Raw genomic sequence first — 24,369 nt, forward strand, 5'->3', positions numbered from 1 at the left:
GTATTTTCGTTTCTGTCTGTTTGCCGCGAATGCGGTTCCGCTTTTATGCGGAGCGTGCTGCCCGGCGCAAGGCCGCCGCCTCGGCCAATCGGCGGGCGGCGGAATCGGCCTCCATGACACTTGCCAGACATTGTGGCGCTTTCATGTCTGCCGTCTCCAAGGTTTCGCTTACGATCGCGGAAATGTCCAGAAAACCGATGTCGCCACCGAGAAAGGCGGCAACGGCCACTTCATTGGCGGCATTCAGGACAAGACTGGCAGCACCGCCGGCCTCAAGCGCGGCGCGGGCCAGAAACAGACACGGAAAGCGCGCTGCCTCGGGGGCCTGAAACGTCATTTCACCCAATCCGGCCAGATCAAGCCGCTTACAGGGGGTTTCCAACCGTTCAGGCCAGCCCAGGCAGTAGGCAATGGGTATACGCATGTCCGCCGTACCCAGCTGCGCCAGTACGCTGCCGTCCACATAATGCACCAGCGAGTGTATGACCGACTGCGGATGGATGACCACATCGATTGTCTTACTGGGCATATTGAAAAGATGATGGGCCTCGATCACTTCGAGGCCCTTGTTCATCATTGTCGCACTGTCCACCGAAATCTTGCGACCCATGTCCCAATTGGGGTGGGCGACCGCCTCGTCCGGGGACACGGTCGCAAAACGGTCCATCGGCAACATACGGAACGGCCCACCGGATGCCGTCAGGGTCAGTCGTTCGACACTGTCCGGGGCCGTGCGGTCCAGAACCTGGAAAATGGCATTATGTTCCGAGTCCGCGGGCAACAGGGTCGTACCGGCCTCCCGCGCCTGTGCGATCATCAGATCGCCGGCGCAAACCAGACATTCCTTATTGGCAAGAATGAGGACAGTGCCGCGGGCAACCGCATGCATGGTGGGTTTGAGCCCCGCCGCGCCGACAATGGCGGCCATGACCATGTCGCTAGGCATATCGGCTGCCTCCGCAAGGGCGTCCAACCCGGCGCCAACCTTCACATCCGGACAATCGGCCAGGGCGTCTTTCAGGTCATGATACCGGGACGGGTCCGCCACCACGGCCAGTTGCGGGCGGAACTCCCGCGCCAGTGCGGCCAGTTCGTTCACACGGCGATTGGCCGTCAGGGCGACAATACGGAAACGGCCCCGATTGCGGCGGACAAGATCAAGTGTGCTGGCCCCGACAGACCCCGTCGCCCCCAAAACCGTCAAGGATCGCTGTTGGTCATTCATCCTGCAAACCCCCCGCGCATATTCATATTTGGGCCCAAGACTGCATACCAATGGCAATAGCCGTTGCCGGAGCGGCGAAAACCAGCCCGTCCACCCGGTCCAATACGCCGCCATGGCCGGGGATCAGATCCCCGGAGTCCTTGGCACCAAAACGGCGTTTTATCAGGCTTTCAAACAAATCGCCGATCTGTGCCATAACGGAAACACAAACCCCTGCGCCGGACAGAAACAGCAGGGAGCGATCCCAGCCGAAAAGAGTGGAAAACAGCAGGGCCGCGACCACGGCCAGAAAAACCCCGCCGAAAAATCCCGCCCAGGTTTTCTTGGGGCTGATCGTAGGGGCCAGTTTCGGTCCGCCGATCCCCTTGCCGAAGAAATATCCCCCGACATCGGTTGCCCAAACGCAGAAGAACAGCCAGACAATCAATTCGCCGTTGCTGTCAAGTGTGCGCAGCCAGGCAATGGCGAGAACGGCCATCCCCACGTATAGACCGCCCGCCACAAGCCAGCGCAGGGACGGCCTGCTGACAGGATTGCCATTTTCCCGGGGGCCAGGCGGCACCAGCCAGACAAGCATACAAAGCCCCGCCATGGCCATCGCCAGGAAAAGGGCGACCGCATCAGGGCGTCCGGCCGCACCGCCCGCTCCGATCCACCAGCTTCCTGCCGTCAACAGAAAGACAAACAGAATGGCTGCCACCGTCCCCGTCCGGCCGGCCTGCTCCGTGACCCTGTTCCATTCCGTCAACATGAAAAAGGCGGCAACGGCCAAGAGACCGGTAAACACTATACCACCAGCATAGATCAGTGCGAGAACCGGCGGCAGCAGCAGAAGCGCTGCCGCTATCCTCTGGCTTAAATTTCGGGATATCATCACATATCACGTCCCTGCCGGCTCCACCGGCAGTCCGGGCACGGCGGTGCCGGCATCACGGACGTGTCCCGAAGCGGCGTTCGCGTCCTGCAAACCATTGCAGAGCGTGGGTAAAATGGTCCTCACCAAAATCAGGCCACAAGACGTCCAGAAACAGCAGTTCGGCATAGGCGGTCTGCCACAGCAGGAAGTTGGAAATGCGCTGCTCGCCGCTGGTGCGTATGATCAGATCCGGGTCCGGAATATCGTGTGTTGACAGGAAGGAGGCAAAACGCTCCTCGGTAATATTTTCCAGGGACTCCCTGCCCTCGACCACGGCGGTAGCAATGGCGCGGGCGGCATCGACAATCTCGCCCCGCCCGCCATAGCTGAGCGCGATGACAAGTGTCATGCGCGTGTTGTCATGGGTGAGTGCTTCGGCCTCGTCAATCATGCGATTGATATCGTCCGCGAGATTGTCACGCCGTCCGATTACACGCAGCCGGATATCCTCCTTGTCCAGGGCCTTGATTTCGGATTTGAGATACATCCGCAGGAGGCCCATCAGGTCCCGCACTTCCGACGGATGGCGGTTCCAGTTTTCGGAGGAGAACGCGAACAGTGTCAAATAGCCGATGCCGTTTTCAGCCGCTGCTTCCACCGCTTCGCGGACCGCATCGACGCCTTTGCGATGCCCCATGGAGCGCGGCAGCCCCCTGGCTGCCGCCCAACGGCCATTGCCATCCATGATGATGGCGACATGGCCGGGTATGGCGCCTGAAGCGCCGCCGGCCATATCAGCGGAAGGACCGGCATTTATGGCGGATGATGTCATGAGGCGGTCGGTTTGCCGGTCATTCAGACCTGCATGATCTCTTTGTCTTTTGTCTCAAGCGCTTTGTCGATCTCGCTGACATGGCGATCGGTCAGCGATTGCACTTCGTCAGCATAGATCTTATGATCGTCTTCGCTGATTGCCTTGTCCTTTTCCATCTTTTTAAGCTGGTCAAGGCCATCGCGGCGCACATTGCGAACGGCGATCCTTGCCTGTTCGGCATATTTGGCGGCGACTTTCGCCAGTTCGCGGCGGCGTTCCTCGTTCAGTTCCGGGATGGGGATGCGGACAAGCTGGCCGTCCAGCATCGGGTTGAGCCCGAGACCGGCGTTGCGAATGGCCTTTTCAACCGCGGATACATTTGCCTTGTCCCAAACCTGCACGGAGAGCATGCGCGGTTCCGGAACCCCCACGGTTCCGACCTGATTGATCGGCATGTTGGCCCCATAGACATCCACGGTCACAGGGTCCAGCAGGCTGGTTGAGGCACGTCCGGTACGCAAACCGGCAAACTCTGATTTCAATGCCTCGAGAGCGCCCTTCATTCGGCGCTCGATATCGTCAAGATCAAGTTCTTCGTCACTCATTGACCGTCCTCCCCACCGACAATAGTGCATGTGCCCCGGCCTTGCAGGACGTGCACAAGTTCATTTTGCGTGTGAATGGAAAATACCACAATCGGGATATTGTTTTCCCTCGACAGTGAAATGGCCGATGCATCCATGACCTTCAGGTCTTTTTGCAGAACGTCCATATAACTCAGTGTTTCAAAGCGCGTGGCCTCGGGGTCCAGTTTCGGATCGGCGCTGTAGACACCGTCCACCTGTGTGCCCTTGAGGAGAGCGTCGCAGTTCATTTCCGCCGCGCGCAGGGCTGCCGCCGTATCGGTGGTGAAATAGGGATTGCCGGTTCCGGCGGCAAAAATCACGACACGCCCCTTTTCCAGGTGGCGTATGGCACGGCGACGGATATAGGGCTCGCTGACACTGGCCATGGGAATGGCGCTGAGTACACGCGTGTAGACGCCGGCATATTCCAGCGCATTTTGAAGGGCCAGCGCATTCATGACCGTTGCCAGCATGCCCATATAGTCGGCGGTGGAACGATCAATGCCCTGTGCGGCCCCTTTCAGGCCGCGAAAGATGTTGCCCCCGCCCACAACCACACAGATATCGGTGCCGATATCGCGGGCCTCCTTGATCTCGAGGGCGACCCGTTTCAGCATGTCGGGATTGATGCCGTATGGGTCATCCCCCATCAGGGCTTCACCGGACAATTTCAACAGTATTCGCTTAAATCGGGGGCCGGTTGACATGGCTCGGTCAGCTCCATTGATTCTGGATTATTCTTTATTGGGGACGGCCCCTGGTTGCGCGGCAGCTTATCGGCATGCGCCCGTATATGCCACCAGCATTTTCACAGGTGCAAGCCTGAAACCAAAAAAGCCGCCGACATCTTCACAAGTTCTCAAAAAACCCCGGAGAATGATGTCTCCGGGGTTTGCATTTTTTTCAAAGTCCGTGAAAAGAAGATCTAGACACCGGCCGCCGCGGCTACTTCAGCAGCGAAATCGTCTTCTTTCTTTTCGAGACCTTCGCCCATTTCCATACGGACAAAATCGGTCAGGGTGATGTCCGTACCCGCCTCTTTCGCGGCATTTTCAATCACCTTGGCGATCCGGGTCTCGTTATCGATGACGAAGGTCTGTTCCAAAAGGACCACTTCCTGATAGAATTTGCGCATGCGGCCTTCGATCATCTTTTCGATGATGTTGTCGGGCTTGCCGGATTCCCGTGCCTTTTCGATCTGAACCTGTTTTTCGCGGTCGATCAGTTCGGGGTCGAGCTGTTCGACATTCAGCGAGGCCGGGTTGGCGGCAGCCACATGCATGGCGATCTGTTTGCCGAGGGGCTCGAGAACACTGGCGTCCGCCTTTGATGTCAGGCCGACCAGAACGGCGATTTTGCCCATCCCGTCGGCAACGGTGCCGTGGATATATGTGGAGACAAGCCCCTCATCCACAGCCACGCCGGCGGCGCGGCGGATGTTCATGTTTTCGCCGATGGTGGCGATATTGTCGGTCAGAACCTCGGACACGATTTTGCTGCTGCCCGGATAGGGTGCAGCCTTGATGGCCTCGACATCATTGCCCGCAGCCTGGGCAACATCGGCCAGGGTGCGTACAAATTCCTGAAACTGTTCATTGCGGGCAACGAAATCGGTTTCGGAATTGATTTCAATCGCGGTTGCCCTGGTGCCTTCGGCCTTAACGCCGACGAGGCCTTCCGCAGCCACACGGCCGGATTTCTTGGCCGCAGCCGCAAGACCTTTGGTGCGCAGCCAGTCAACAGCGGCTTCGAGATCACCGTCGTTTTCAGCCAGTGCCTTTTTACAGTCCATCATGCCAGCGCCGGATTTCTCGCGCAGTTCCTTGACGAGTGCGGCGGTAATCTGTGCCATGGGAATTTCCTTTGTCCTTGGGTCAAAAGAGTGGGGGTCAAAAGAGGGACAGCGGGCCCAGGGGTGCATATGCGACCTCCCCCTTGCCCGGTGCCCCGATTTTCAGCCTGCCTTCCGCATAGCGGAGAATTGTTACTCCGCTTTTGCAGTTTCAGCCGGCGCCTCCTGAGTGCCGGCGTCAGCCGCAACAACGTCAGCGGCGACAACCTCGGCAGGGGCCGTGTCGGCAGAGACGGCTTCTTCCGCAGATGCCGTTTCAGGGGCCGATGTTTCCTCAACCGTTTCCGCCGGCGTATCGGTCAGAGCGGTTTCGGCATCCGGTGTTTCGGCTGCACCAAGGTCGACGCCGCGCGACGCCAGTTCGGCCTGGATGCCGGACAGAACCGCCTCGGCGATCAGGTCGCAGTAAAGACGGATGGCGCGCGTGGCATCGTCATTGCCGGGAATGGGATAGGCGATACCTTCCGGGTCGGAATTGGTGTCGAGAACACCGATGACCGGAATGTTCAGCCGGTTGGCTTCCTTGATCGCGATTTCGTCGCGGTTCACGTCGCTGACGAAAATCATGTCCGGCAGGCCACCCATATCCTGAATACCGCCAAGCGACAGCTCAAGTTTGTCGCGCTGACGGGTCAGTTCCAGAAGTTCCTTCTTGGTCAGTCCGGTCTCTTCCTGGGAGAGCTGTTCGGTCAGGGCTTTCAGACGCTTGATGGACTGCGAAATGGTCTGCCAGTTGGTCATCATGCCGCCAAGCCAGCGGTGATTGACATAATACTGACCGCATCGTTTGGCCGCATCGGCGATATGGCTGGATGCCTGGCGCTTGGTCCCGACGAACAGAACCCGGCCGCCGCCCGAGACGACATCGATAATCGCCTTGAGTGCGCGGGTCATGGCCGGGACCGTCTTGGACAGATCGATAATATGGACCCCGTTGCGGTCACCATATATGAAGGGTGCCATTTTGGGGTTCCAACGGTGGGTCTGGTGTCCGAAATGCACGCCTGCTTCCAGCAGAGCGCGCATGTCAACCTTTGGCAGGGACATGCCTTTTCTCCTTTACCGGTTCATCCTCCGCGGGCGTGGTTTCCCCATACCGGTTCTGGCAAGGTGAAACACCGGATGGCAAACCGGTTATTTGGCCGGATCTGCCGCGCCCGCGTGCGAAGTTGGTGCGTCCTTATTGCGCCTGGAAAGAAATTACAAGAAAAATCTTTGTCTCGGACACCCAAGCCTGCGCTACGATCAGATGGTACGGCGTCAGCGGTCGATCATCCGTTCAACCGCCGGCGCCATTATTCCGGAAAGGAAAGGCCCGGATATGAGGCTTCTTTTTTGCGTACTGATACTGATCTGTATTCCCGGCCCCTTTACGAAAGCCGATGACTCCGTGTCACTGATCCGCAGTTTCATGGGGACGTGGCACTCGGACGGCGATGCCTTCGGCGGTCCCGCCACCAGCACAATGACGTGGGCGCAGGCCCTTGACGGTCTGTTCGCCCGCCTTGACTACCGTATCGATATGCAGCGGGACGGCGATGTATCGGTTTTCCGGGGCACTGCCTATTACCGTCTTGGACCGGCGACATCCTTTCCCGCTTTCTGGGCGGATACATCCGGCGATCTCCACCCCATAACCATGGTCAGGGATGGTACGGCGCTTGTGTCGACATGGGGCCTGGACAGCGGCAAACAGGGGCGCACGCGCTACGACCTGATCGCACCGGACACGATCGAGGTGACGGACTGGATCAAAACCCGGTCCGATGGCACGGAGGGCTGGAAACAGTTCAACCGCAACATATTTGTGCGCGAACATCCCAAGGGGTGACGGCACAGACGATCATGGTCGACGATTTTCACGGGCGCGGCGAGTTTTCACGCGCGCCGTGGGGGAACATGCACGCGTTCAACCGCAAGATCGCGCGGATCGGCGGCTGTGACACCATAACCCGCATCTTCCGGAATTGTGACCTCAACACGGTCCCTGCCCCGGTTGATCACGGGTTCCGTACGGACCACGGGGTCCTGCCGTGCCATTGACAGGGCCTGGTTAACGTCATGCGCCCGCGCCAGTTTCATCAGGGTCAGGCGGGTCGGAAACATCAGGCGCGCCCGGTCCAGTTCCCAATCCGCCAGCAACGCGGCGGGGGACGACCAGTCCGCACTGACGGCTTCACCCAACAGGTGCGACGGACGCACCTGCATGTAACGCGTTGCCGGCGCCAGATAGAAATGCGTATCGAACCGCCGGGGCACACCTTTCGGCGTGACCCAATGGGCAAAGGGTATCAATGCCCGCGTGTGCAAGCGGTCCATACCGGCATGGGGCGGCCAGCCACTGCCATGGCTCCTGCCTTGCACAGCCGCCTGCATGCGGGCGGCGGCCCTGCCCCTTTGCCGGCTTTCCAGATAGGCGATGCCCGTTTCTTCCCACAATTCGCGCAGCGCCGCGATGCGCAGATGCATGTCAGCGCGCCACACAGTATCGGTGATGCGGCTGCGCCAGTGGCTTTTCCGTGCATCGGCCACGTCAACCTTACCGCCGGGAAAGACCAGCGCGCCCGGTGCGAAGCGCAGATGTTCAGCCCGTCGGATCATCAGCACTTCGAGACCGGCGGCACCATCGCGGACCAACAGGATGGAGGCCGCAGGCAGCGGAACCGGAGCCTGTGTCTCCTCTACCGCGTCGATATCATTCCGCTCGCGACCGGATACCATGGGTTTTTTCATCGCCTACACCTCTTCCACCATCAGAACCCCGCGTTCCGCCCCGATCGCCTGCCGCAGTTCCGGTGTCACACGATAGCGACCGGGCAGCCGGAATTCAGCAATCCGGCGGGGTACGGTGTCCGAGACCGGCAGGCGCAGCGTGACCAGACCCTTACCCCCCGTCCGGCGGTCAAGGGCGGCATGGACAGGGCCAAGGCAGTCACCGGTTTCCAGGGTCACCAGCAATCCGGTGCCGGATGTGGAGGCCACATCCTCGAGCGAACGCAGTCCCCGGTTGGACAGGCGGACGGTATCATCGTCATCGCGTTTGCGAATCTGGGCCAGCACCACCACCGGGGCGCCGTCATCCACCAATGCCCTTGCCTGATCAAGGTCATCCTCGAAGATCATCACCTCAAACTCGCCGGCGGTATCGGACAGGACCAGAGCACCGAACTTACGGTCGGTTCGCTTGGATTTGCTTTCCCGATAGCTTGAAATGGCACCGGCCATGTAGACCGTCTGGCCGATAAGACCGCCATCGGTCATGACCTCACTGGAGGGAACGATCCTTTCCCGTTCCAGAATCTGGATATAGGCGTCCAGCGGATGGGCGGATATGTAAAAGCCCACCGCCTTGCGTTCGGCATCCAGTTTCTCGGCATCGGTCCATGGCCTGGGGGCCGGTAACACCGGACGGTTCATGACTTCCGCCTCACCGCCGAAAAGATTGGTTTGCTGACTGTCCCTTTCCTCGGCCATCATTTGCGCTGTGCGCAGGACAATATCGGCCGATGCATGGGCCTGTGCCCGGTCCGGCAGAAGGCTGTCAAGCGCGCCGGCGGCGGCAAGGTTCTCCATCTGCCTTTTGTTCATGAGTTTTGGGTCGATCCGGGCGGCAAAATCATGAATGTCGCTGTAGGGGCCGTTTTCATCCCGTTCTTCCACAATGGCTTCAATCGCCTTTTCCCCAACCCCCTTGATGGCAGCCAGGGCATAGCGCACACCCAGATTGGCGCGTGGATCGCCGTCATCCTCGCAATAGTCCTCGGACACGCGTTCGACCGTGAAATAGACACCGGACCGATTGACATCCGGCAACAGAAGCGGGATGTCCATACGGTTCAATTCCTGTTTAAAACCAGACAGTTTGTCGGTGTTGCTCATATCAAGCGTCATGATGGCGGCCATGAATTCCGCCGGGTGGTTCGCCTTCATATACGCCGTGTGGTAGGCAACGAGCGCATAGGCCGCAGCATGGCTTTTGTTGAAACCGTATGATGCGAACTTGGCCACAAGGTCGAAAATTTCGCTGGCCTTGGCCGCGTCGATCCCGCGTTCGACAGCACCGTCGCAGAAGCGGCCGCGCTGCTTGTCCATTTCCTCCTTGATCTTTTTGCCCATGGCGCGGCGCAAAAGATCGGCCTCGCCCAGGCTGTAGCCGCTCAATACCTGAGCGATCTGCATGACCTGTTCCTGGTAAATGATGACCCCATAGGTCTCTTCCAGAATGTCCTGCAACAGCGGGTGAGGATAGTGGACCTTTTCCCGGCCGTGCTTGCGGTCCACATATACGGGGATATTGTCCATGGGCCCGGGACGGTACAGGGCGACGATGGCGATGATATCCTCGAACGTATCGGGTTTCAGCCCTTTCAGGGCGCTGCGCATGCCGGTACTCTCAAGCTGGAAGACACCGGCTGCATCGCCGCGGGCAAGCAGTTCATAACTGGGCCCGTCATCCAGAGGCAACGCTGCCAGATCCAGATCAATGCCCCGGTCCTTGAGAAGGCTGACGGCACGGTCCAGAACCGTCAGCGTTTTCAGTCCCAGAAAATCGAATTTGACCAGACCGGCCTGCTCCACCCATTTCATGTTGAACTGGGTGACGGGCATGTCCGACTTCGGGTCCCGGTACAGCGGCACCAACTGGTCAAGGGGACGGTCGCCGATGACCACACCGGCGGCGTGCGTTGACGAATGGGCATAAAGCCCTTCCAGTTTCAGCGCCCTATCCATGACCGTGGCGGTCAATTCGTCGGTGTTGATTTCCTGTTGAAGGCGCGGCTCGCCGTCAATCGCTTCCTTAAGCGTCATCGGGTTGCCGGGATCGTTGGGGATCAGTTTGGACAGCCGGTCGCTGACGGGATAAGGCTGCTGCAAAACGCGTCCGCAGGCCTTGACCACGGCGCGGGCCTGCAATTTACCGAATGTGATGATCTGCGCGACCCTGTCGGTGCCGTATTTGTCCTGAACGTAGCGTATGACCCGCTCGCGCTTGTCCTGGCAGAAATCGATATCGAAATCCGGCATCGAAACCCGTTCGGGGTTCAGAAAGCGTTCAAACAGCAGGGAAAAGCGCAAAGGGTCCAGATCGGTGATTTTCAGGGCCCAGGCCACCACGCTACCGGCGCCGGACCCCCTGCCCGGACCCACCGGAATGTTCTCGTCCTTTGCCCACTGGATGAAATCGGCAACAATCAGGAAATACCCGGGAAAGCCCATCTGATTGATGATCTTCAATTCATAGGCAAGCCGGTCGCGGTACGGGACGACCCACTCGGCGTCCATATCAAGCGGTGTGTCCGATTCCCTCAACCCCTCGGCATCGGCCTTGAAGACCAGTCTCTCGATCAGACCCTCTTCGGCCTGCTGCGCCAGAAGGTCACTTTCACTGACATCAAGCCCTTTGGTGAAATTGGGCAGTAGGGGCGGAATCCGCTCCACCTTGAAAACACAACGACGTGCAATATTGATTGTATTTTCAATAGCTTCCGGAAGGTCTTTGAACAATTCCACCATTTCATCGGCGCTGCGGAAGCGGAATGTGTCATTCAGCTGCCGCCGTTCAGTCTCGCTGACATAGGTGCCATCGGCAATGCACAGCAATGTGTCATGGGCCTCGAACATGTCCCGGCTGACGAAATAAGGGCGATTGGTGGCGACAAGCGGCAGATCGTGTTTATAGGCCAGTTCAATGAAAGGGGTTTCGCAAATATCCTCGTCGCGCTCACCGTGGCGCATCAGTTCCACATAAAGACGGTCCGCAAATATGGTTTTCAGGCGGAGCAATACCTCCTCCGCCAAAGGCATGCGGCCGTCCAGAATATGATGGCCGACCGGTCCGTCGGGTCCACCCGTGAGACAGATGATACCGTCCGCCTGTCGTTCCAGATCGTCCAGCGACACGCTGGGCCCCGCACCGGGGCCCGCATGGGGGTCGCTTTCCAGATGCGCTTTGGAGACAAGGCGCATGAGATTGCGGTACCCGCTTTCCGTCTGGGCCAGCAGCACCAGATCGCCCATTCCGGCAGGTGTCGCGGGTTGGGTGGCGGCGGACGGGCCCGCATCGGACTTTTCCGCCGCAATGCCCAGTGTCACGCCGACGATGGGCTGGACACCGGCGGCAGAGGCACTGACGGAAAACTCCAGCGCCGCGAACATGTTGTTGGTATCGGTTACGGCAACGGCGGGCATGCCGTGACCGACGGCCTGATTGATCAGGTCTTTCAGACGGATGGCCCCTTCCGCCAGGGAATAGGCGGTATGTACGCGCAGGTGAACAAAATCGGCATGGGCCATCGTGCGTTTCCGTTTCCCGGTCTTGAGATTTCATACCGGCTGTTGGGTTTTTACCGGATGTCAGGTGTCTTGCGGCCGAATGTCACCGCCATTCGGCGATCAGGGCCCCGATCGCCATCATGGAGACCGTCAGATTGCCACTGTGGATCAGGAAATGACGGACCGTGCGGCTTTCATAAACATAATTCGGGACGGTACCGGCCCCGGCGATGAAAACCGACAGGAAAGCCCCCAGAATCAACCCGTCCTGCCAACCGGCCAGTTGCAGGGACCCGATATTCAGGGTCAGTGCCAGACCGGCACTCAACACAATGGCCGCCAAAAAAGACTTCAGCATCAATGGCTTCGGGTCGGTGCCTTCCAGGTCCTCGGGCGTCAGATTCATTTCCGCCATCCATGCCTTGCCGGCAATCAGCGGCGAATACCACAGAGCCCCGACAAAGAAATAGATGAAGCCTCCGGCCAGGACGGCCAACCAGTTGATCCCCTCCAAAGTCAGCATGAAAACCCCCTCTTGTCTTTTGCGGACTGCGGACAGTTCAGTTCTATCCGCCTGCCGGCATCTGGTGCAGCCGGCCTTCCCTCAAGCTGACGATGCGGTCCGTTTTCCGGGCGAGCGCCTGATCATGGGTGGCAATGATGACCGCCACATCCTGCGCCCGCACCAAGTCAAGAAAGGCATCGAGAACACGGGCCGCCGTCGCCTCGTCCAGATTGCCCGTCGGTTCATCGGCAAGCAAGACTTTTGGATGGCGCACAAGGGCACGGGCAATGGCGACACGCTGTTGTTCGCCACCGGAGAGCGCCGCCGGGCGGTGGTGCAGACGTTCCGACAGACCAAGGGCTGTCAGGATGTCTTCAGCCGCTTTGCGGCTGGCCGGCACGTCCCCGCCCGCGATCATGGGCGCCAGTGCGACATTTTCCAGGGCGGTGAAATCCGGCAACAGATGATGAAACTGATAGACAAATCCCAGATGGCGGCGTCTGGCAACCGTCCGGGCCGCTTCGCTGGCCGTATCGATGCGATGCCCGTCCAGAAGAATTTCCCCGGCACTCGGATGGTCCAGCAGCCCGGCGATTTGCAGCAGGGTCGATTTTCCCGCACCGGAGACGCCTGTCAGGGCGACAATCTCGCCGCCGGTCAGGGTCAGGTCGATATGGCGCAGGACCTCGACGGTTCTGGACCCTTGCGTGAAGCGGCGTTCAACCCCTTTCAACTGCATCGCCGGCACTTTCGTGGTCTCACCCGCCATCATTCGTACCTCAGCACTTCGACGGGATCCAGGCGCGCCGCGCGCCGGGCCGGGATCAAGGTGGCGAAGAAAGACAGAATGACGGCGACCGCGACCGTGAGGCCGGCCTCCCACCAATTGACGAGCGCCCGCATTTCCGTGATGAAGCGGACGCTGGGGTCCCAAAGGTTCAATCCCAACAGTCCTTCAATCGCCGATTTTATGGCATCGATGTTGGCAATGAACACCCAGGCCAGAAAACAGCCGAAAAGAATGCCCAGCAAACCGACACACAGGCCCAGCGTGACAAAGATACGCTCAATCGCACCGCGGCTGGCGCCCATGGTCCTGAGGATGGCGATATCCGCCGCCTTGTCCTTGACCAGCATGAACAGGCTTGAGGCGATGTTGAAGACAGCAACAAGAATAATCAGGGTCAGAACAATGAACATGGCGACCCGTTCCGTCTGCAACGCGCCAACCAGTGCCTGATTGAAGCTTTTCCAGCTGCGGACGAAAGCTCTGCGGCCAACGATTGACGTCAAGTCCGGCAAAGCGGCGTCGACACGTGCCGGATCGTCCAGAAACACTTCAATATTGCTGACACTGTCACCCAGACGGAAGAAACGCTGTGCCTCGGTGAGCGGCATACCGATGAAACTTTCGTCAAACTGATAGACGCCGATTTCAACCACGGCGGCAATCGGATAGGCGACAAAACGCAGTGTCGAGCCGAACGGCGTACTGACGGTTTTCGGGCTGACGATGGTGATTTCGTCCCCCGCCGTCACCCCCAGGCGCCGGGCGATCTGATACCCAAGGACAATGCCGCCCATCTCCGGCGCGGCTTCGAGGGAGCCGTCCAGCACGCGTTTGACCGCGACGCCGCCCTGTTTGAACATGTCTTCGGGAAAACCGCGGACGATGGCGCCCCAGGCCTCGCCATTGTGGGTGACCATGACCTGGGATTCGCTGAAGGGCGTGACCCTGGCCACACCGGGCATTTGGCGCAGGTCGTCCGCCACCTCGCGGTAAGTGTCCAGCTTGCCGCCATAGCCCTGAACCAGAACATGACCGTGATAACCGAGAATCTTGTCGAACAGTTCGGCCCGGAAACCGTTCATCACCGACATGACGACGATCAGGGCAGCAACACCCAGGGCAATGGCAACAACCGACAAAATCGCCGTCAGGGAAATGAAGCCGTCGCGGCGGCGGCTGGTCAGATAGCGCCGGACCACCAGTGTTTCAAAGCCCTGCCCGCCGAGCGCCACGACCGTTATCCTTTCAGCCGGGCGACCAAGCCGTCACGGGGGATCTCCTCGCGCGTGCCGCTGCGGCGATTTTTCAGTTCAACCACGCCCTTTTCCAGACCTCTCGGTCCGATCGCCATCTGCCACGGCAGACCGATCAGGTCCATATCGGCGAATTTTGTTCCCGCACGTTCATCCCGGTCATCATAGAGCACATCGAAACCGGCCTGCCGCAAATCCGCGTACAGGTCCTCGGCCGCCCCAGTACAGGCGGCGTCGCCCGCGCGCAGATTGATCAGGCCCACATCAAAGGGAGCCACGGCCACCGGCCAGATAATGCCGTTGTCGTCGTGGTTCGCCTCGATAATGGCGCCGGCGAGGCGTGACACTCCAACACCGTAGGACCCCATCTGCATCGGGATCTGACTGCCGTCCGGCCCCTGCACCACCGCGCCCATGGGCGCGGAATATTTGGTACCGAAGAAGAAAATATGACCGACCTCGATCCCGCGGCCGGTGATCAGGTCATCGCCCGCCACCGGACAGGCGGCGGCATCATGGATTTCATCCGTGGCCGCGTACAGGCCGGTCCAGCAGTCAACAACGGGCTGGAGGTCACCGTCATAGTCGGGCATGGCCGCCAGGGGATCGAAAGCATCGAACCCTTTTTCATAAAAGACCTCACTCTCGCCGGTTTCCGCCAGAATGATGAATTCATGACTGAGGTCGCCGCCAATGGGGCCGGTATCGGCACGCATGGGGATCGCTTTCAGGCCCATGCGGGCGAAGGTCCGCAGATAGGCGACGAACATGGCGTTATAGGAATGCCGCGCGCTCTCTTCCGTCAGGTCGAAACTGTAGGCGTCCTTCATCAGAAACTCGCGGCCGCGCATGACACCGAACCGGGGGCGCCGCTCATCGCGGAACTTCCACTGGATGTGGTAGAGGTTTTTCGGCAGATCCTTGTAGGATCGCAATTCCCGGCGGACAATGTCGGTGATCAGTTCCTCATTGGTGGGACCATACAGCATGTCCCGACCGTGGCGGTCCGTCAGGCGCAACATTTCATCGCCATAATCGTCATAGCGCCCGCTTTCCCGCCACAGATCCGCCGACTGGATCGTCGGCATCAGCACTTCATGGGCACCCGCCAGATCCTGCTCTTCGCGGACAATCCGTTCAATCTTGCGCAGGACTTTCAGGCCCAGGGGCAGCCAGCTGTATATGCCGGCGGCGCTTTGGCGGATCATGCCGGCGCGCAGCATCAGCCGGTGCGAGGCAATGGCGGCCTCGCCGGGGGTGTCTTTCATGGTGGGCAGAAAATAGCGGCTCAGTCGCATCGGTCACACATAACCTGTTCTGGAAAGCGGGGATCGGATTATGATCGTTCGATCCTTTTGCAGGGGACGGACCGGAATGGCAACGGATTTGTGACGACAACCTTTTTCAGGCTTTGAATCATGCCGGATAAACCGGTCTCCGCGCAGGTATGTTTCAAGAATGTTGCGTGCCGGCAACAGATTGATGAAAGCGTACCGGCGGATACGGTCCTACAGGGCCGGAAGCGGATGACAGGCCGGCACGGAAAGCATAGGGTCCACCCACGTAAGCGATGCGACCCATCTGTGGCCCTCGCTTAGGGAGGAACGAAAAAAACGGCGCTGTTTCAAAATCGCCGGGTTAGAGCCGTCAGGGCATAATATACAAGGGGTATACCCCCGCCATATTATAAAATTCTCAGGGCCGGCCCCACGCCATCAGCGGGGCCGGCTTTTTCATTGATGGCTGTTCAAGGTACCCTGACAGGCCCCTATTGATTGACGCAGGGGTTCGGCAAACCGGCATTGTTGCCGCATTCATACAAGTCGGTGCCGGCGTAGCGGAGATTGATCAGTGCAAGATAATCGGTACCGTATTTGGTGATGGTCTGATTGAGAAAATTCTGAAGATTGGCCGCAGGGTCGGTCATGACCTCATCAATGCAGTAATTTTTGAACGTCTTCGCCGATCCGGGGAAAAGATCGGTGGTCCAGCCGGTCACGAGAGCGGCGACCGCGGCATCAAATCCGGCGGCTTTGCTGGCGCCGGTCTTGTAAGTGGCGTCCTCTATCTTGGTGATGTCAGGATCGCCGGCGGCAGCCTTTCCGGTCAGCGAGCAATTGAGCCCCCCGGCCGCCAGGCGGCCAACCGCCGTTTCGCCCGCGCTCGCACCCGGATATTTCAAGGACAGCGCTTTTTGCACGCTGTTGCCACCGCCCGCAGCGCCCTGCGCCGCCTTGCAGGCATAAAATTCGACCGTATCGGGCGTACTGGCGTGAAGGTTCTGGAAAATATCGGCAAACGTATCCGCTGCGATCCCGGCGATCACACCCGCATTGCCGTGGGCGGAGACTTTGACGTCATCGAACCCGTCGAAGGCATCGGCATGTCCAATGGGTGTGATCACCGCGTCGGCAACGGACGTGCCGCTCAGATAAAACAGCTTCAGATCCGCAGTGTTTTTCATATTCCAGTCATAGGTGAAGGTGTTTTCCTGATTGTCGCAGACCGTCTTGGTCATCAGGATGGCGTTATCGGCGTGTGACGGCAGAGTGACAAGGCCGACGACCAGCCCAAACAGTGCCCCGATCCATGGTTTCATCATTCTATTCCCTTGTGTTGCATGACCCCTGAAAACACCCCTTCACGCCCAAATCCGAACGCCCAGGCCTTGAGACAGCCGGCAAAATTCCGGCGCCCGATCGGGCGAGGCAACATATGCATGATGCATACATATGATGGTCCCTACGACACATGTGCGCCGGTGCCGGAACGGGCGGGCGATGCAGCGTTACTCAGAGCGGTGGTGAAACGGTTTCCATGGTCACTGTGGGGACCACGGGCAAACCATGGGGGCGTTACCTGGATGCCAAGGCCGGAACGCAAAGGGTGTTTTCAGGTGCCGTGTTCATTAAGACGCACGGCACCGTCATTTGTGACGAAATTTCTATAATTTTTTGCGCGAGGAATTTCGGAGTGCACTCAGCGGGACGGGACGGTGATACGGATCAGTTCGAAATCGACAATCAGATAATAGCCGGTGGTCAGAACAAGCGCGATCACACTGGTGATCAGGGCCTTCTTCTTCAGATTGGGATTGACCGGGGCGCTGGGCACGGTGCCCTGCACCACGCCGTCCTCGCTTTCATGCTGGGCCTTCACGCCGACGGGCAGCATGGCGAAAAACACCATCCACCAGCAGATGACATAGACAAGAATGATGGTGGCGATATTCACGATGCCGCCTGTTCCAGCTCGATCAGGGTCCCGGAAAAATCCTTGGGATGCAGGAACAGAACCGGCAGACCGTGGGCACCGGTTTTCGGCTCGCCGTCGCCGAGAACGCGGGCGCCTTCGGTGACCAGCCGGTCACGGGCGGCGATGATGTCGTCCACCTCATAACAGACATGATGCATGCCGCCGGACGGATTTTTCGCCAGAAATCCGGCGATGGGCGAATCTTCACCAAAAGGGTGAAGAAGCTCGATTTTCGTATTGGGAAGATTGACAAAAATCGTTGTCACACCATGGTCGGGCAAATCCTGTGGATCAGAAACGTCAGCCCCGAGAGCGCCGCGATACTGAGAGGCGGCAACCGCCAGGTCCGGTACGACGATCGCCACATGGTTCAGGCGTCCGATCATCTGTCACTTCCTTTCGTCATACGTCTTTGTGCGGATGCGGCCACGCGTGAGCCCGCACCCCTTTTCCGTCTAGAATTCTATGTCTTCCTGCCGGCAGATCAAGACATCCACCACCGGATTTTTCCCCAGGTCGCGCCGACAGAAGCGGCGGATGGCGATCCGCGCGGCTTCTTCCACACGACCATCGGACAGACGCCCGCTCGGGTCCATACGGTCCAGGGCCTGTTCGGTTTCGTCGATCAGGCTGTCAATCAGGGGGGCCGCGCCGTGCGGCGTCGGCAGACCGTGCAGGGACAGGCCGGGCTCCGCCGCCAGGGCGCCGTCATCGCCAATCACAAGGGAGACAATGACAAGGCCCTGCACCATCAGGCGTCGGCGTTCCACCAGGCTGTCATGATCCAGGGGCACGATCCGCCGTCCATCCAGCGCCAGACGGCCATGCGGGGCTTCGTCGACCACCTCCAGCCCGTCCGGCCGGATATCGATGATCTGACCGTTGCGCGGCGCGAGCGCATGCGCCACGCCCAGCTCTGATGCGAACTGGGCATGACGACGCAGATGCCGTGCCTCGCCGTGAACGGGAATGGCGGTTTTCGGACGGATCCAGGCAAACATGCGTTCCAGATCCTCGCGGCCCGGATGGCCGGAGACATGGATCGGTGCGTCCTTTTCCGTGATGACATCGATCTCGCGCAGGGCCAGCATGTTGAACAGACTGCCGAGCGTCGTCTCGTTGCCGGGAATGATTTTGGAGGAAAAGATCACCGTATCGCCGGGGGACAGATGGACGTGGCGGTGTTCGTCGCGGGCGATGCGGGCAAGGGCCGCACGCGGCTCGCCCTGACAGCCCGTGCAGGCAATCAACAATTTTTCCGGCGGCAGACTGGCCGCGTCCTCCTCGTCCACCAGCGGCGGAAAATCGGCGAGATAGCCGGTTTCGCGGGCGGCTTTCAGAACACGGTGCATGGACCGGCCCATCAGGACCAGATGGCGGTCATGGGCCTTCGCCACGGCACCGATAGTCGCCAGCCGGGCGACATTGGAGGCAAAAGTGGTGATGACCACACGCCCGGTCAGCCCGCCGACAAGCCTGTCGAGAGCGTCTCGGACACCGGCCTCAGAGCCCGATGTCTTGGCATTGAAGACATTGGTGGAATCAATGACAAGGCTGAGCACGCCCTTGTCCCCGAGCGCCTTCAAGGGCACGGACGGACAGGCCGGGCCGATCAGCGGGGTTTCGTCAAGTTTCCAGTCCCCGGTGTGGAACAGCGTGCCCTGCCCGGTTTCGATGGCCAGGCCGTGCCCTTCGGCGATGGAATGGGCCAGCGGGATATAAGTGACGCCGAACGGGCCGATATCCAGCCGCTGGCCGGGCGTGACCTCGTGCAATGTCACCTGGTCAGCCAGTCCGGCCTCGGCCAGTTTTTCCCGCACGAGCGCGGCGGTGAACGGCGTGGCATAAACGGGACAGCGCAGGCGGGGCCACAAATGGGCCACGGCCCCGATATGGTCCTCATGACCGTGTGTCAGCACCATGGCCGCCAGAGTGTCCCGTTCCTCATCGATAAAACCGACATCGGGGAAAATCAGATCGATACCGGGGGTACCGGGGTCCGCAAAGCTCATACCGCAATCAACCATCAACCAACGGCCCCTGTGGCCGTAGAGGTTGAGGTTCATGCCAATTTCACCCGATCCGCCAAGCGGCAAAAACAGAAGGCGATTGTCGTCCGGTTTCAAATAACTCATCACATTTCCAATCGGACGGCCCTGAAGTGTCCGCCATCGGGGCCGGTTTCACGGTGCGGGCCGCACAGGGCGCGGCGACCGCTTGCGGCGAACCGGTCCTATTGTTCTACGACGTCAATGGCCATTGCGTTCATAGAGAAGGCGCAGGCCCTGTAATGTCAAGTCAGGCACGACGGCATCGATGGCCTCGGTCCGTGCCTTGAAAATCGGGGCAAGACCACCTGTGGCCAGGACGCGCATGGCATTGCCGTGTTCCCGGCGCAGGCGTCCGGCCAGCCCTTCGATCATACCGACATAGCCCCAGAAAACGCCTGACTGCATGGCCTCCAGCGTCGACTTGCCGGTGACCCGGTCATGCGCCGGTGGTTCGACGGCGATGCGCGGCAGCTTGGCGGCCGCCTGATGCAGGGCGGTCAGGGACAGATTGATCCCAGGACAGATGACCCCGCCAAGATACGCCTTGTCCTTGACGATATCGAAGGTGGTGGCGGTACCGAAATCGACAACGGCGAGCGGACCGTCATAGAGGGTATCGGCGGCCACGGCATTGACCAGCCGATCCGCGCCGACTTCGGCCGGGTTGGGAATGCGGATGTCCACGCCAAGGTCCATGGCCTTGTCCACGATCAGGGGGCGGCAATTGAAAAAGTCCTCGCACAGACGGGTCAGCGGCCACACGATCTGCGGCACCACGCTGGCGATGATGGCGCCAGAAACGTCGCGCGGACTGCGGCCGTGCAGGTTCATCAGATGGCTGATCCACACCGTGTATTCATCCACGGTACGGTTATCCATGGTGGACAGGCGCCATTCCTCGATAATTTCACGTCCCTCGAACAGGGCGAAGACCGTATTGGTGTTTCCGGCGTCGATGGTCAACAGCATGGCCCCAGGCTCCACAATGATACCGTTTTTCCGGGTTTTCGCCGGCAACCGTTACGGTGCGGCGGCCGCGAAAACATCCCCCGCGTATAGGCGTTTTTCACGCCCATCGTCCAGCATGACGACAAGGGCGCCGTCCTCGGCCAAGTCTTTCAGCCGGGCTTCGAAACTGCCCGCATTGTTCCCCGCACCGCTGCCCATGGTGATACGCTGGCGTCGCCCCAAGCCCCAGGCACGTGCCAGCCAGGCCTGACGCACCGGCTCGAACGGGGCGGACTGCCAGCTTTCCAGATGGACCGCAAGGGTACGGGCCAGGTCTTGCAACAGGGCCTCGGGCGCGATGGACACACCTGTCGCATCGGTGACGCTGGTGGCGGGAAAACGGGCGTCATCAGGCGCATGGGCCAGATTGATGCCGATACCGATGACGATATGGTCGATATCCTGGCCGGCCTGCATGGCGCTTTCAATCAGGATGCCGGCGACCTTGCGGTCATGGATCAATATGTCATTGGGCCATTTGCAGGTGACCGATTCCGGGTTCACGCCTTCTGCGACAAGGGCCTCGACGATGGCCAGCGCCACGCTGAAGGGCAAGCGGCGCAAAGCGTCGCGCGGAGCCGTTGGGTAGAACAGATGGGACGCATAAAGATTACCGGGCCTGGATACCCAGGGCCGGCCGCGACGGCCCCGGCCCGCGCTCTGGCTGACGGCCTGAACCCATGCGGACGAGCGGACGGCATTCTGCCCGGCCTCGCCTGCCAGGAGCTGAGCGCGGATATTGGTGCTGTCGCAGATGCTGTACCGTAAGCCTCTGACCCCGGATGGCATCAGATGGCTTATATCCTCGGCAGCATCGGTTTCTCCGCTCAAGCCCGATCCCTTAATAGAGCAGGCCACCGGCCGCCCAGGCCGCCCAGGCGGTCAAGGCGCCGATAAGACCGAAATAGCTGACGGGTGAGTTGATGACAGCCGTAAGACCGACAACCCAGCCGATGGCACGGCCGTGCCCGCCTTCGAAAGCCGGGGCCGGATCGTCGAAAAACATGACCTTGACGATCCGCAGATAATAGAAGGCCCCAACCACACTGGTCAGCACACCGATGACGGCAAGCGGAATGAGACCGGCCTCCACCGCCGCGGCAAAAATCACCCATTTGCCCCAGAAACCGAGCAGCAGCGGGATTCCGGCGAGCGAGAACATGAAAATGGCCAGCGCCGAGGCCAGCGGCAGATTGGTGCGTGCCAGGCCGGCCAGATCGGCGACCTCCTCCACCATGCCCTCGCGGCGGCGCATGGTGAGAATGACGCTGAAAGCGCCGAGCGTCATGGTCACATAAATCGCCATATAGACCAGAACCGCCTCAATCCCATCCTGGGTCCCGGCAGCCACACCAACGAGGGCATAGCCGATATGACCGATGGAGGAATACGCCATCAGACGTTTCAGGTTGGTCTGCACCAGGGCGATGAACGCCCCGACCAGCATGGAGGCGATGGACAGGAAGATGATGATCTGCTGCCACTGATCCGTCAGATCGGGGAAAGCGCCGACGAGAACACGGATCAGCAGGGCCATGGCCGCCACTTTCGGCGCGGCGGCGAAAAAGGCGGTCACCGGGGTGGGAGAGCCCTCATACACGTCCGGCGTCCACATATGGAAGGGCACGGCGGAAATCTTGAAGGCCAGACCCGCCAGCAGAAAAACCAGACCGATGATCACGCCAATGGCCGGGGTGGCACCACCGCGGAAACTGTCGGCCAGCAGGTCGAAGTCCATGGTGCCGGCAAAGCCGTAAATCAGGGACACCCCGTACAGCAGCATGCCGGAACTGAGCGCGCCGAGGACGAAATATTTCAGGCCGGCCTCGGTCGAACGTGCCTTGTCACGGTTGATGGCGGCCAGCACATAAAGTGACAGGCTTTGCAATTCGAGCCCGACATAAAGGCTGATCAGATTGTTGGCCGAAACCATGATCATCATGCCCAGTGTCGCCAGCAGGACGAGGACGGGATATTCGAACCGATCGATCCCGTGATCCTTGAGAAACTGCGGGGCCAGAAGCAGCGCAACGGCGGACCCGCCGAGGATGAGGGTCTTGGCGAAAACGGCGAAGGAATCGCTGACAAACATGGCGCCGAAGGTCAATTGACGTTCGCCACCGACCGACAGCACCGCCAGCAGGCCCGCAGCCACCAGCAGCAAAACGGACAGGGTGTTGACAAGGGTAAAGCCGCGCTCGCCGCGGAACACACCGATCATCAGTAGCGCCATGGCGCCGAGGGCCATCACCAGTTCAGGCAGAACGGGGGACAGATTGGGCAACTCGGATGTCATCAAACTCTCCTTGGTCCGGCCCGTCTCAGCCGGCTTTGTCCGGTGAGACCACGGCTGCAACGGACGGCCCGTCCGTGAAGCGGCTTTCGATCAAATGCTGAACGGATGTGCGGATCGGATCGATGAAGCTGTTGGGATAAATCCCCATCCACAGCACGACCGCGACAAGTGGGGCGAAAATGATCTTTTCCCGCCAGTTCAGGTCCGGCATCGCCTTGACGTCATTGTGGACCAGTGCGCCGAAGATCAGACGCATGACCAGATACAGCATATAGGCGGCACCAAGCACCACACCGGTGGCGGCGAAAAAGGCGATCCAGCTGTCGTATTGGAAGGCCCCGTTCAGAACCAGGAATTCGCCGACAAAACCGCTGGTTCCCGGCAGCCCCACGGAGGCCATTGAAAACAGGACGAAGATGGTGGCGTAAATCTTCATATTGTTGGCAAGGCCGCCATAGCGCGAGATTTCGCGGGTGTGCAGACGGTCATAAATGACGCCGACACACAGGAACAGCGCACCCGAGACGATGCCGTGGCTCAACATCTGGAATATGGCGCCCTCGATACCGTTGGCATTGAGAACGAAGATACCGATGGTGACAAAGCCCATATGCGCCACCGATGAATAGGCGATCAGTTTCTTGATATCCTCCTGCACCAGCGCCACCAGCGAGGTGTAGATGACCGCGACGATGGACAGGCCGAAGACCAGCCAGGCGAAATGTTCGGTTGCTTCCGGGAACATGGGCAGGCTGAACCGCAGGAAGCCGTATCCGCCCATTTTCAGCAGAACACCGGCCAGAATGACGGACCCGGCGGTCGGCGCCTGCACGTGGGCGTCCGGCAGCCAGGTGTGGACGGGCCACATCGGCATCTTGACGGCAAAGGAGGCAAAGAAAGCGAGCCACAGCCAGCGCTGTACCTCGAACGCGAAGTCCTGCGTCATCAGTGTCGGGATATCGGTCGTGCCGGTGACGAAATACATATACAGGATGGCCACCAGCATCAGCACCGAGCCAAGCAGTGTATAGAGGAAGAATTTAAAGCTGGCATAGATCCGGTTCTTGCCGCCCCAGACACCGATGATGAGATACATCGGGATCAGGCCGCCCTCGAAGAAGACGTAGAACAGGAAAATGTCCAGTGCGGTGAAAACACCGATCATCAGGGTTTCCAGCACCATGAAGGCAATCATGTATTCCTTCACCCGGGTCTGGATGCTGTCCCAGCTGGACAGGATGACGAAGGGCATCAAAAAGCCCGTCAGCACCACGAACAGGACGGAAATGCCATCCACGCCCACATGGTAGGTGATGGTGTCACCGATCCATTTTTCCTTCTCGACGAACTGGAAGTCGGCGGTCGCGGGATCGAAGCCCCCCCACAGCACCAGCGTCAGCACAAAGGTGACAAGCGTGGTCAGAAGCGCCACGGAGCGGATATTGCGCTTTTCAATCTCGGCATCCGGGTGACGGATCAGCAGAATGAACAGCGCACCGATCAACGGCACGGCCATGGTCAGCGACAATAAATAATCGTCAATAATCGTCATATTTGCTTATCCC

Annotated in this window: 22 protein-coding genes; 1 reads left to right on the top strand and 21 read right to left on the bottom strand. The window is 59.7% G+C overall.

The features are described 5' to 3' along the window. Positions 1-43: 43 nt before the first annotated feature. The 7 genes from BXY39_RS07115 to rpsB all read right to left on the bottom strand — a co-directional run bounded on the left by BXY39_RS07115 (position 44) and on the right by rpsB (position 6,420). Complete coding sequence (locus BXY39_RS07115) at positions 44-1,225, bottom strand: 1-deoxy-D-xylulose-5-phosphate reductoisomerase (RefSeq protein WP_121938143.1); 1,182 nt, start codon at positions 1,223-1,225, stop codon at positions 44-46. Between the two features lie 22 nt (positions 1,226-1,247). Further along, positions 1,248-2,099: a phosphatidate cytidylyltransferase gene (locus BXY39_RS07120; protein WP_121938144.1), complete on the bottom strand. Its 852-nt coding sequence runs from the start codon at positions 2,097-2,099 to the stop codon at positions 1,248-1,250. Positions 2,100-2,154: 55 nt separating this feature from the next. After that, positions 2,155-2,913 (bottom strand): isoprenyl transferase, encoded by a 759-nt coding sequence (locus tag BXY39_RS07125; RefSeq protein WP_245998994.1) that lies wholly within the window; start codon positions 2,911-2,913, stop codon positions 2,155-2,157. Between the two features lie 23 nt (positions 2,914-2,936). Next, positions 2,937-3,500, bottom strand: coding sequence for a ribosome recycling factor (gene frr, locus BXY39_RS07130; protein ID WP_121938145.1), 564 nt, complete (start codon positions 3,498-3,500; stop codon positions 2,937-2,939). Further along, complete coding sequence (pyrH, locus tag BXY39_RS07135) at positions 3,497-4,228, bottom strand: UMP kinase (RefSeq protein WP_121938146.1); 732 nt, start codon at positions 4,226-4,228, stop codon at positions 3,497-3,499. Before pyrH ends, frr begins: the two co-directional genes overlap by 4 nt. Before the next feature lie 218 nt (positions 4,229-4,446). After that, complete coding sequence (gene tsf / locus BXY39_RS07140) at positions 4,447-5,373, bottom strand: translation elongation factor Ts (protein WP_121938147.1); 927 nt, start codon at positions 5,371-5,373, stop codon at positions 4,447-4,449. A gap of 132 nt (positions 5,374-5,505) precedes the next feature. Continuing rightward, positions 5,506-6,420, bottom strand: coding sequence for a 30S ribosomal protein S2 (gene rpsB, locus BXY39_RS07145; RefSeq protein WP_121938148.1), 915 nt, complete (start codon positions 6,418-6,420; stop codon positions 5,506-5,508). Between the two features lie 274 nt (positions 6,421-6,694). Here rpsB and BXY39_RS07150 point away from each other — a divergent pair, with 274 nt between their 5' ends. Beyond that, positions 6,695-7,204, top strand: coding sequence for a hypothetical protein (locus BXY39_RS07150; protein WP_147453499.1), 510 nt, complete (start codon positions 6,695-6,697; stop codon positions 7,202-7,204). 47 nt (positions 7,205-7,251) lie between these two features. On the opposite strand, the gene BXY39_RS07155 is transcribed toward BXY39_RS07150, so the two are convergent. The 14 genes from BXY39_RS07155 to BXY39_RS07220 all read right to left on the bottom strand — a co-directional run bounded on the left by BXY39_RS07155 (position 7,252) and on the right by BXY39_RS07220 (position 24,356). Continuing rightward, complete coding sequence (locus tag BXY39_RS07155) at positions 7,252-8,106, bottom strand: NUDIX hydrolase (protein WP_121938150.1); 855 nt, start codon at positions 8,104-8,106, stop codon at positions 7,252-7,254. Positions 8,107-8,109: 3 nt separating this feature from the next. Further along, complete coding sequence (gene dnaE / locus BXY39_RS07160) at positions 8,110-11,667, bottom strand: DNA polymerase III subunit alpha (RefSeq protein WP_121938151.1); 3,558 nt, start codon at positions 11,665-11,667, stop codon at positions 8,110-8,112. An 82-nt stretch (positions 11,668-11,749) separates the two neighbouring features. Continuing rightward, on the bottom strand, positions 11,750-12,169 hold the full coding sequence (locus tag BXY39_RS07165; protein ID WP_121938152.1) for a DUF1761 domain-containing protein: 420 nt from the start codon (positions 12,167-12,169) through the stop codon (positions 11,750-11,752). A gap of 43 nt (positions 12,170-12,212) precedes the next feature. Next, positions 12,213-12,923, bottom strand: coding sequence for an ABC transporter ATP-binding protein (locus BXY39_RS07170; RefSeq protein ID WP_121938153.1), 711 nt, complete (start codon positions 12,921-12,923; stop codon positions 12,213-12,215). Beyond that, positions 12,920-14,173 carry a lipoprotein-releasing ABC transporter permease subunit gene (locus BXY39_RS07175; RefSeq protein ID WP_170163689.1) on the bottom strand — a complete coding sequence of 418 codons (1,254 nt, stop codon included), beginning with the start codon at positions 14,171-14,173 and terminating at the stop codon, positions 12,920-12,922. The genes BXY39_RS07170 and BXY39_RS07175 overlap by 4 nt, the downstream gene beginning before the upstream one ends. Positions 14,174-14,178: 5 nt before the next feature. Beyond that, positions 14,179-15,492, bottom strand: a complete 1,314-nt coding sequence (gene proS, locus BXY39_RS07180; RefSeq protein WP_121938155.1) for a proline--tRNA ligase — start codon at positions 15,490-15,492, stop codon at positions 14,179-14,181. Positions 15,493-15,962: 470 nt separating this feature from the next. Further along, complete coding sequence (locus tag BXY39_RS07185; RefSeq protein ID WP_147453500.1) at positions 15,963-16,796, bottom strand: hypothetical protein; 834 nt, start codon at positions 16,794-16,796, stop codon at positions 15,963-15,965. 377 nt (positions 16,797-17,173) lie between these two features. After that, positions 17,174-17,428, bottom strand: coding sequence for a DUF1467 family protein (locus BXY39_RS07190; protein ID WP_121938157.1), 255 nt, complete (start codon positions 17,426-17,428; stop codon positions 17,174-17,176). Beyond that, positions 17,425-17,835, bottom strand: a complete 411-nt coding sequence (mce, locus tag BXY39_RS07195; RefSeq protein WP_121938158.1) for a methylmalonyl-CoA epimerase — start codon at positions 17,833-17,835, stop codon at positions 17,425-17,427. Before mce ends, BXY39_RS07190 begins: the two co-directional genes overlap by 4 nt. Positions 17,836-17,904: 69 nt before the next feature. Beyond that, positions 17,905-19,584, bottom strand: coding sequence for a ribonuclease J (locus BXY39_RS07200; RefSeq protein ID WP_121938159.1), 1,680 nt, complete (start codon positions 19,582-19,584; stop codon positions 17,905-17,907). 114 nt (positions 19,585-19,698) lie between these two features. Then, positions 19,699-20,469: a type III pantothenate kinase gene (locus BXY39_RS07205; RefSeq protein ID WP_121938160.1), complete on the bottom strand. Its 771-nt coding sequence runs from the start codon at positions 20,467-20,469 to the stop codon at positions 19,699-19,701. A 51-nt stretch (positions 20,470-20,520) separates the two neighbouring features. Further along, entirely contained in the window at positions 20,521-21,339 is an 819-nt protein-coding gene (locus BXY39_RS07210) for a biotin--[acetyl-CoA-carboxylase] ligase (RefSeq protein ID WP_147453501.1), read from the bottom strand. Positions 21,340-21,349: 10 nt separating this feature from the next. Then, positions 21,350-22,807 (bottom strand): NADH-quinone oxidoreductase subunit NuoN, encoded by a 1,458-nt coding sequence (nuoN, locus tag BXY39_RS07215; protein WP_425458906.1) that lies wholly within the window; start codon positions 22,805-22,807, stop codon positions 21,350-21,352. A gap of 22 nt (positions 22,808-22,829) precedes the next feature. Further along, positions 22,830-24,356, bottom strand: a complete 1,527-nt coding sequence (locus BXY39_RS07220; RefSeq protein WP_121938163.1) for an NADH-quinone oxidoreductase subunit M — start codon at positions 24,354-24,356, stop codon at positions 22,830-22,832. Positions 24,357-24,369: the final 13 nt, after the last annotated feature.

Origin of the sequence: Eilatimonas milleporae, assembly GCF_003688555.1 — a bacterium.
In the GTDB taxonomy this organism is placed as follows: Bacteria; Pseudomonadota; Alphaproteobacteria; order Sphingomonadales; family Kordiimonadaceae; genus Eilatimonas; species Eilatimonas milleporae.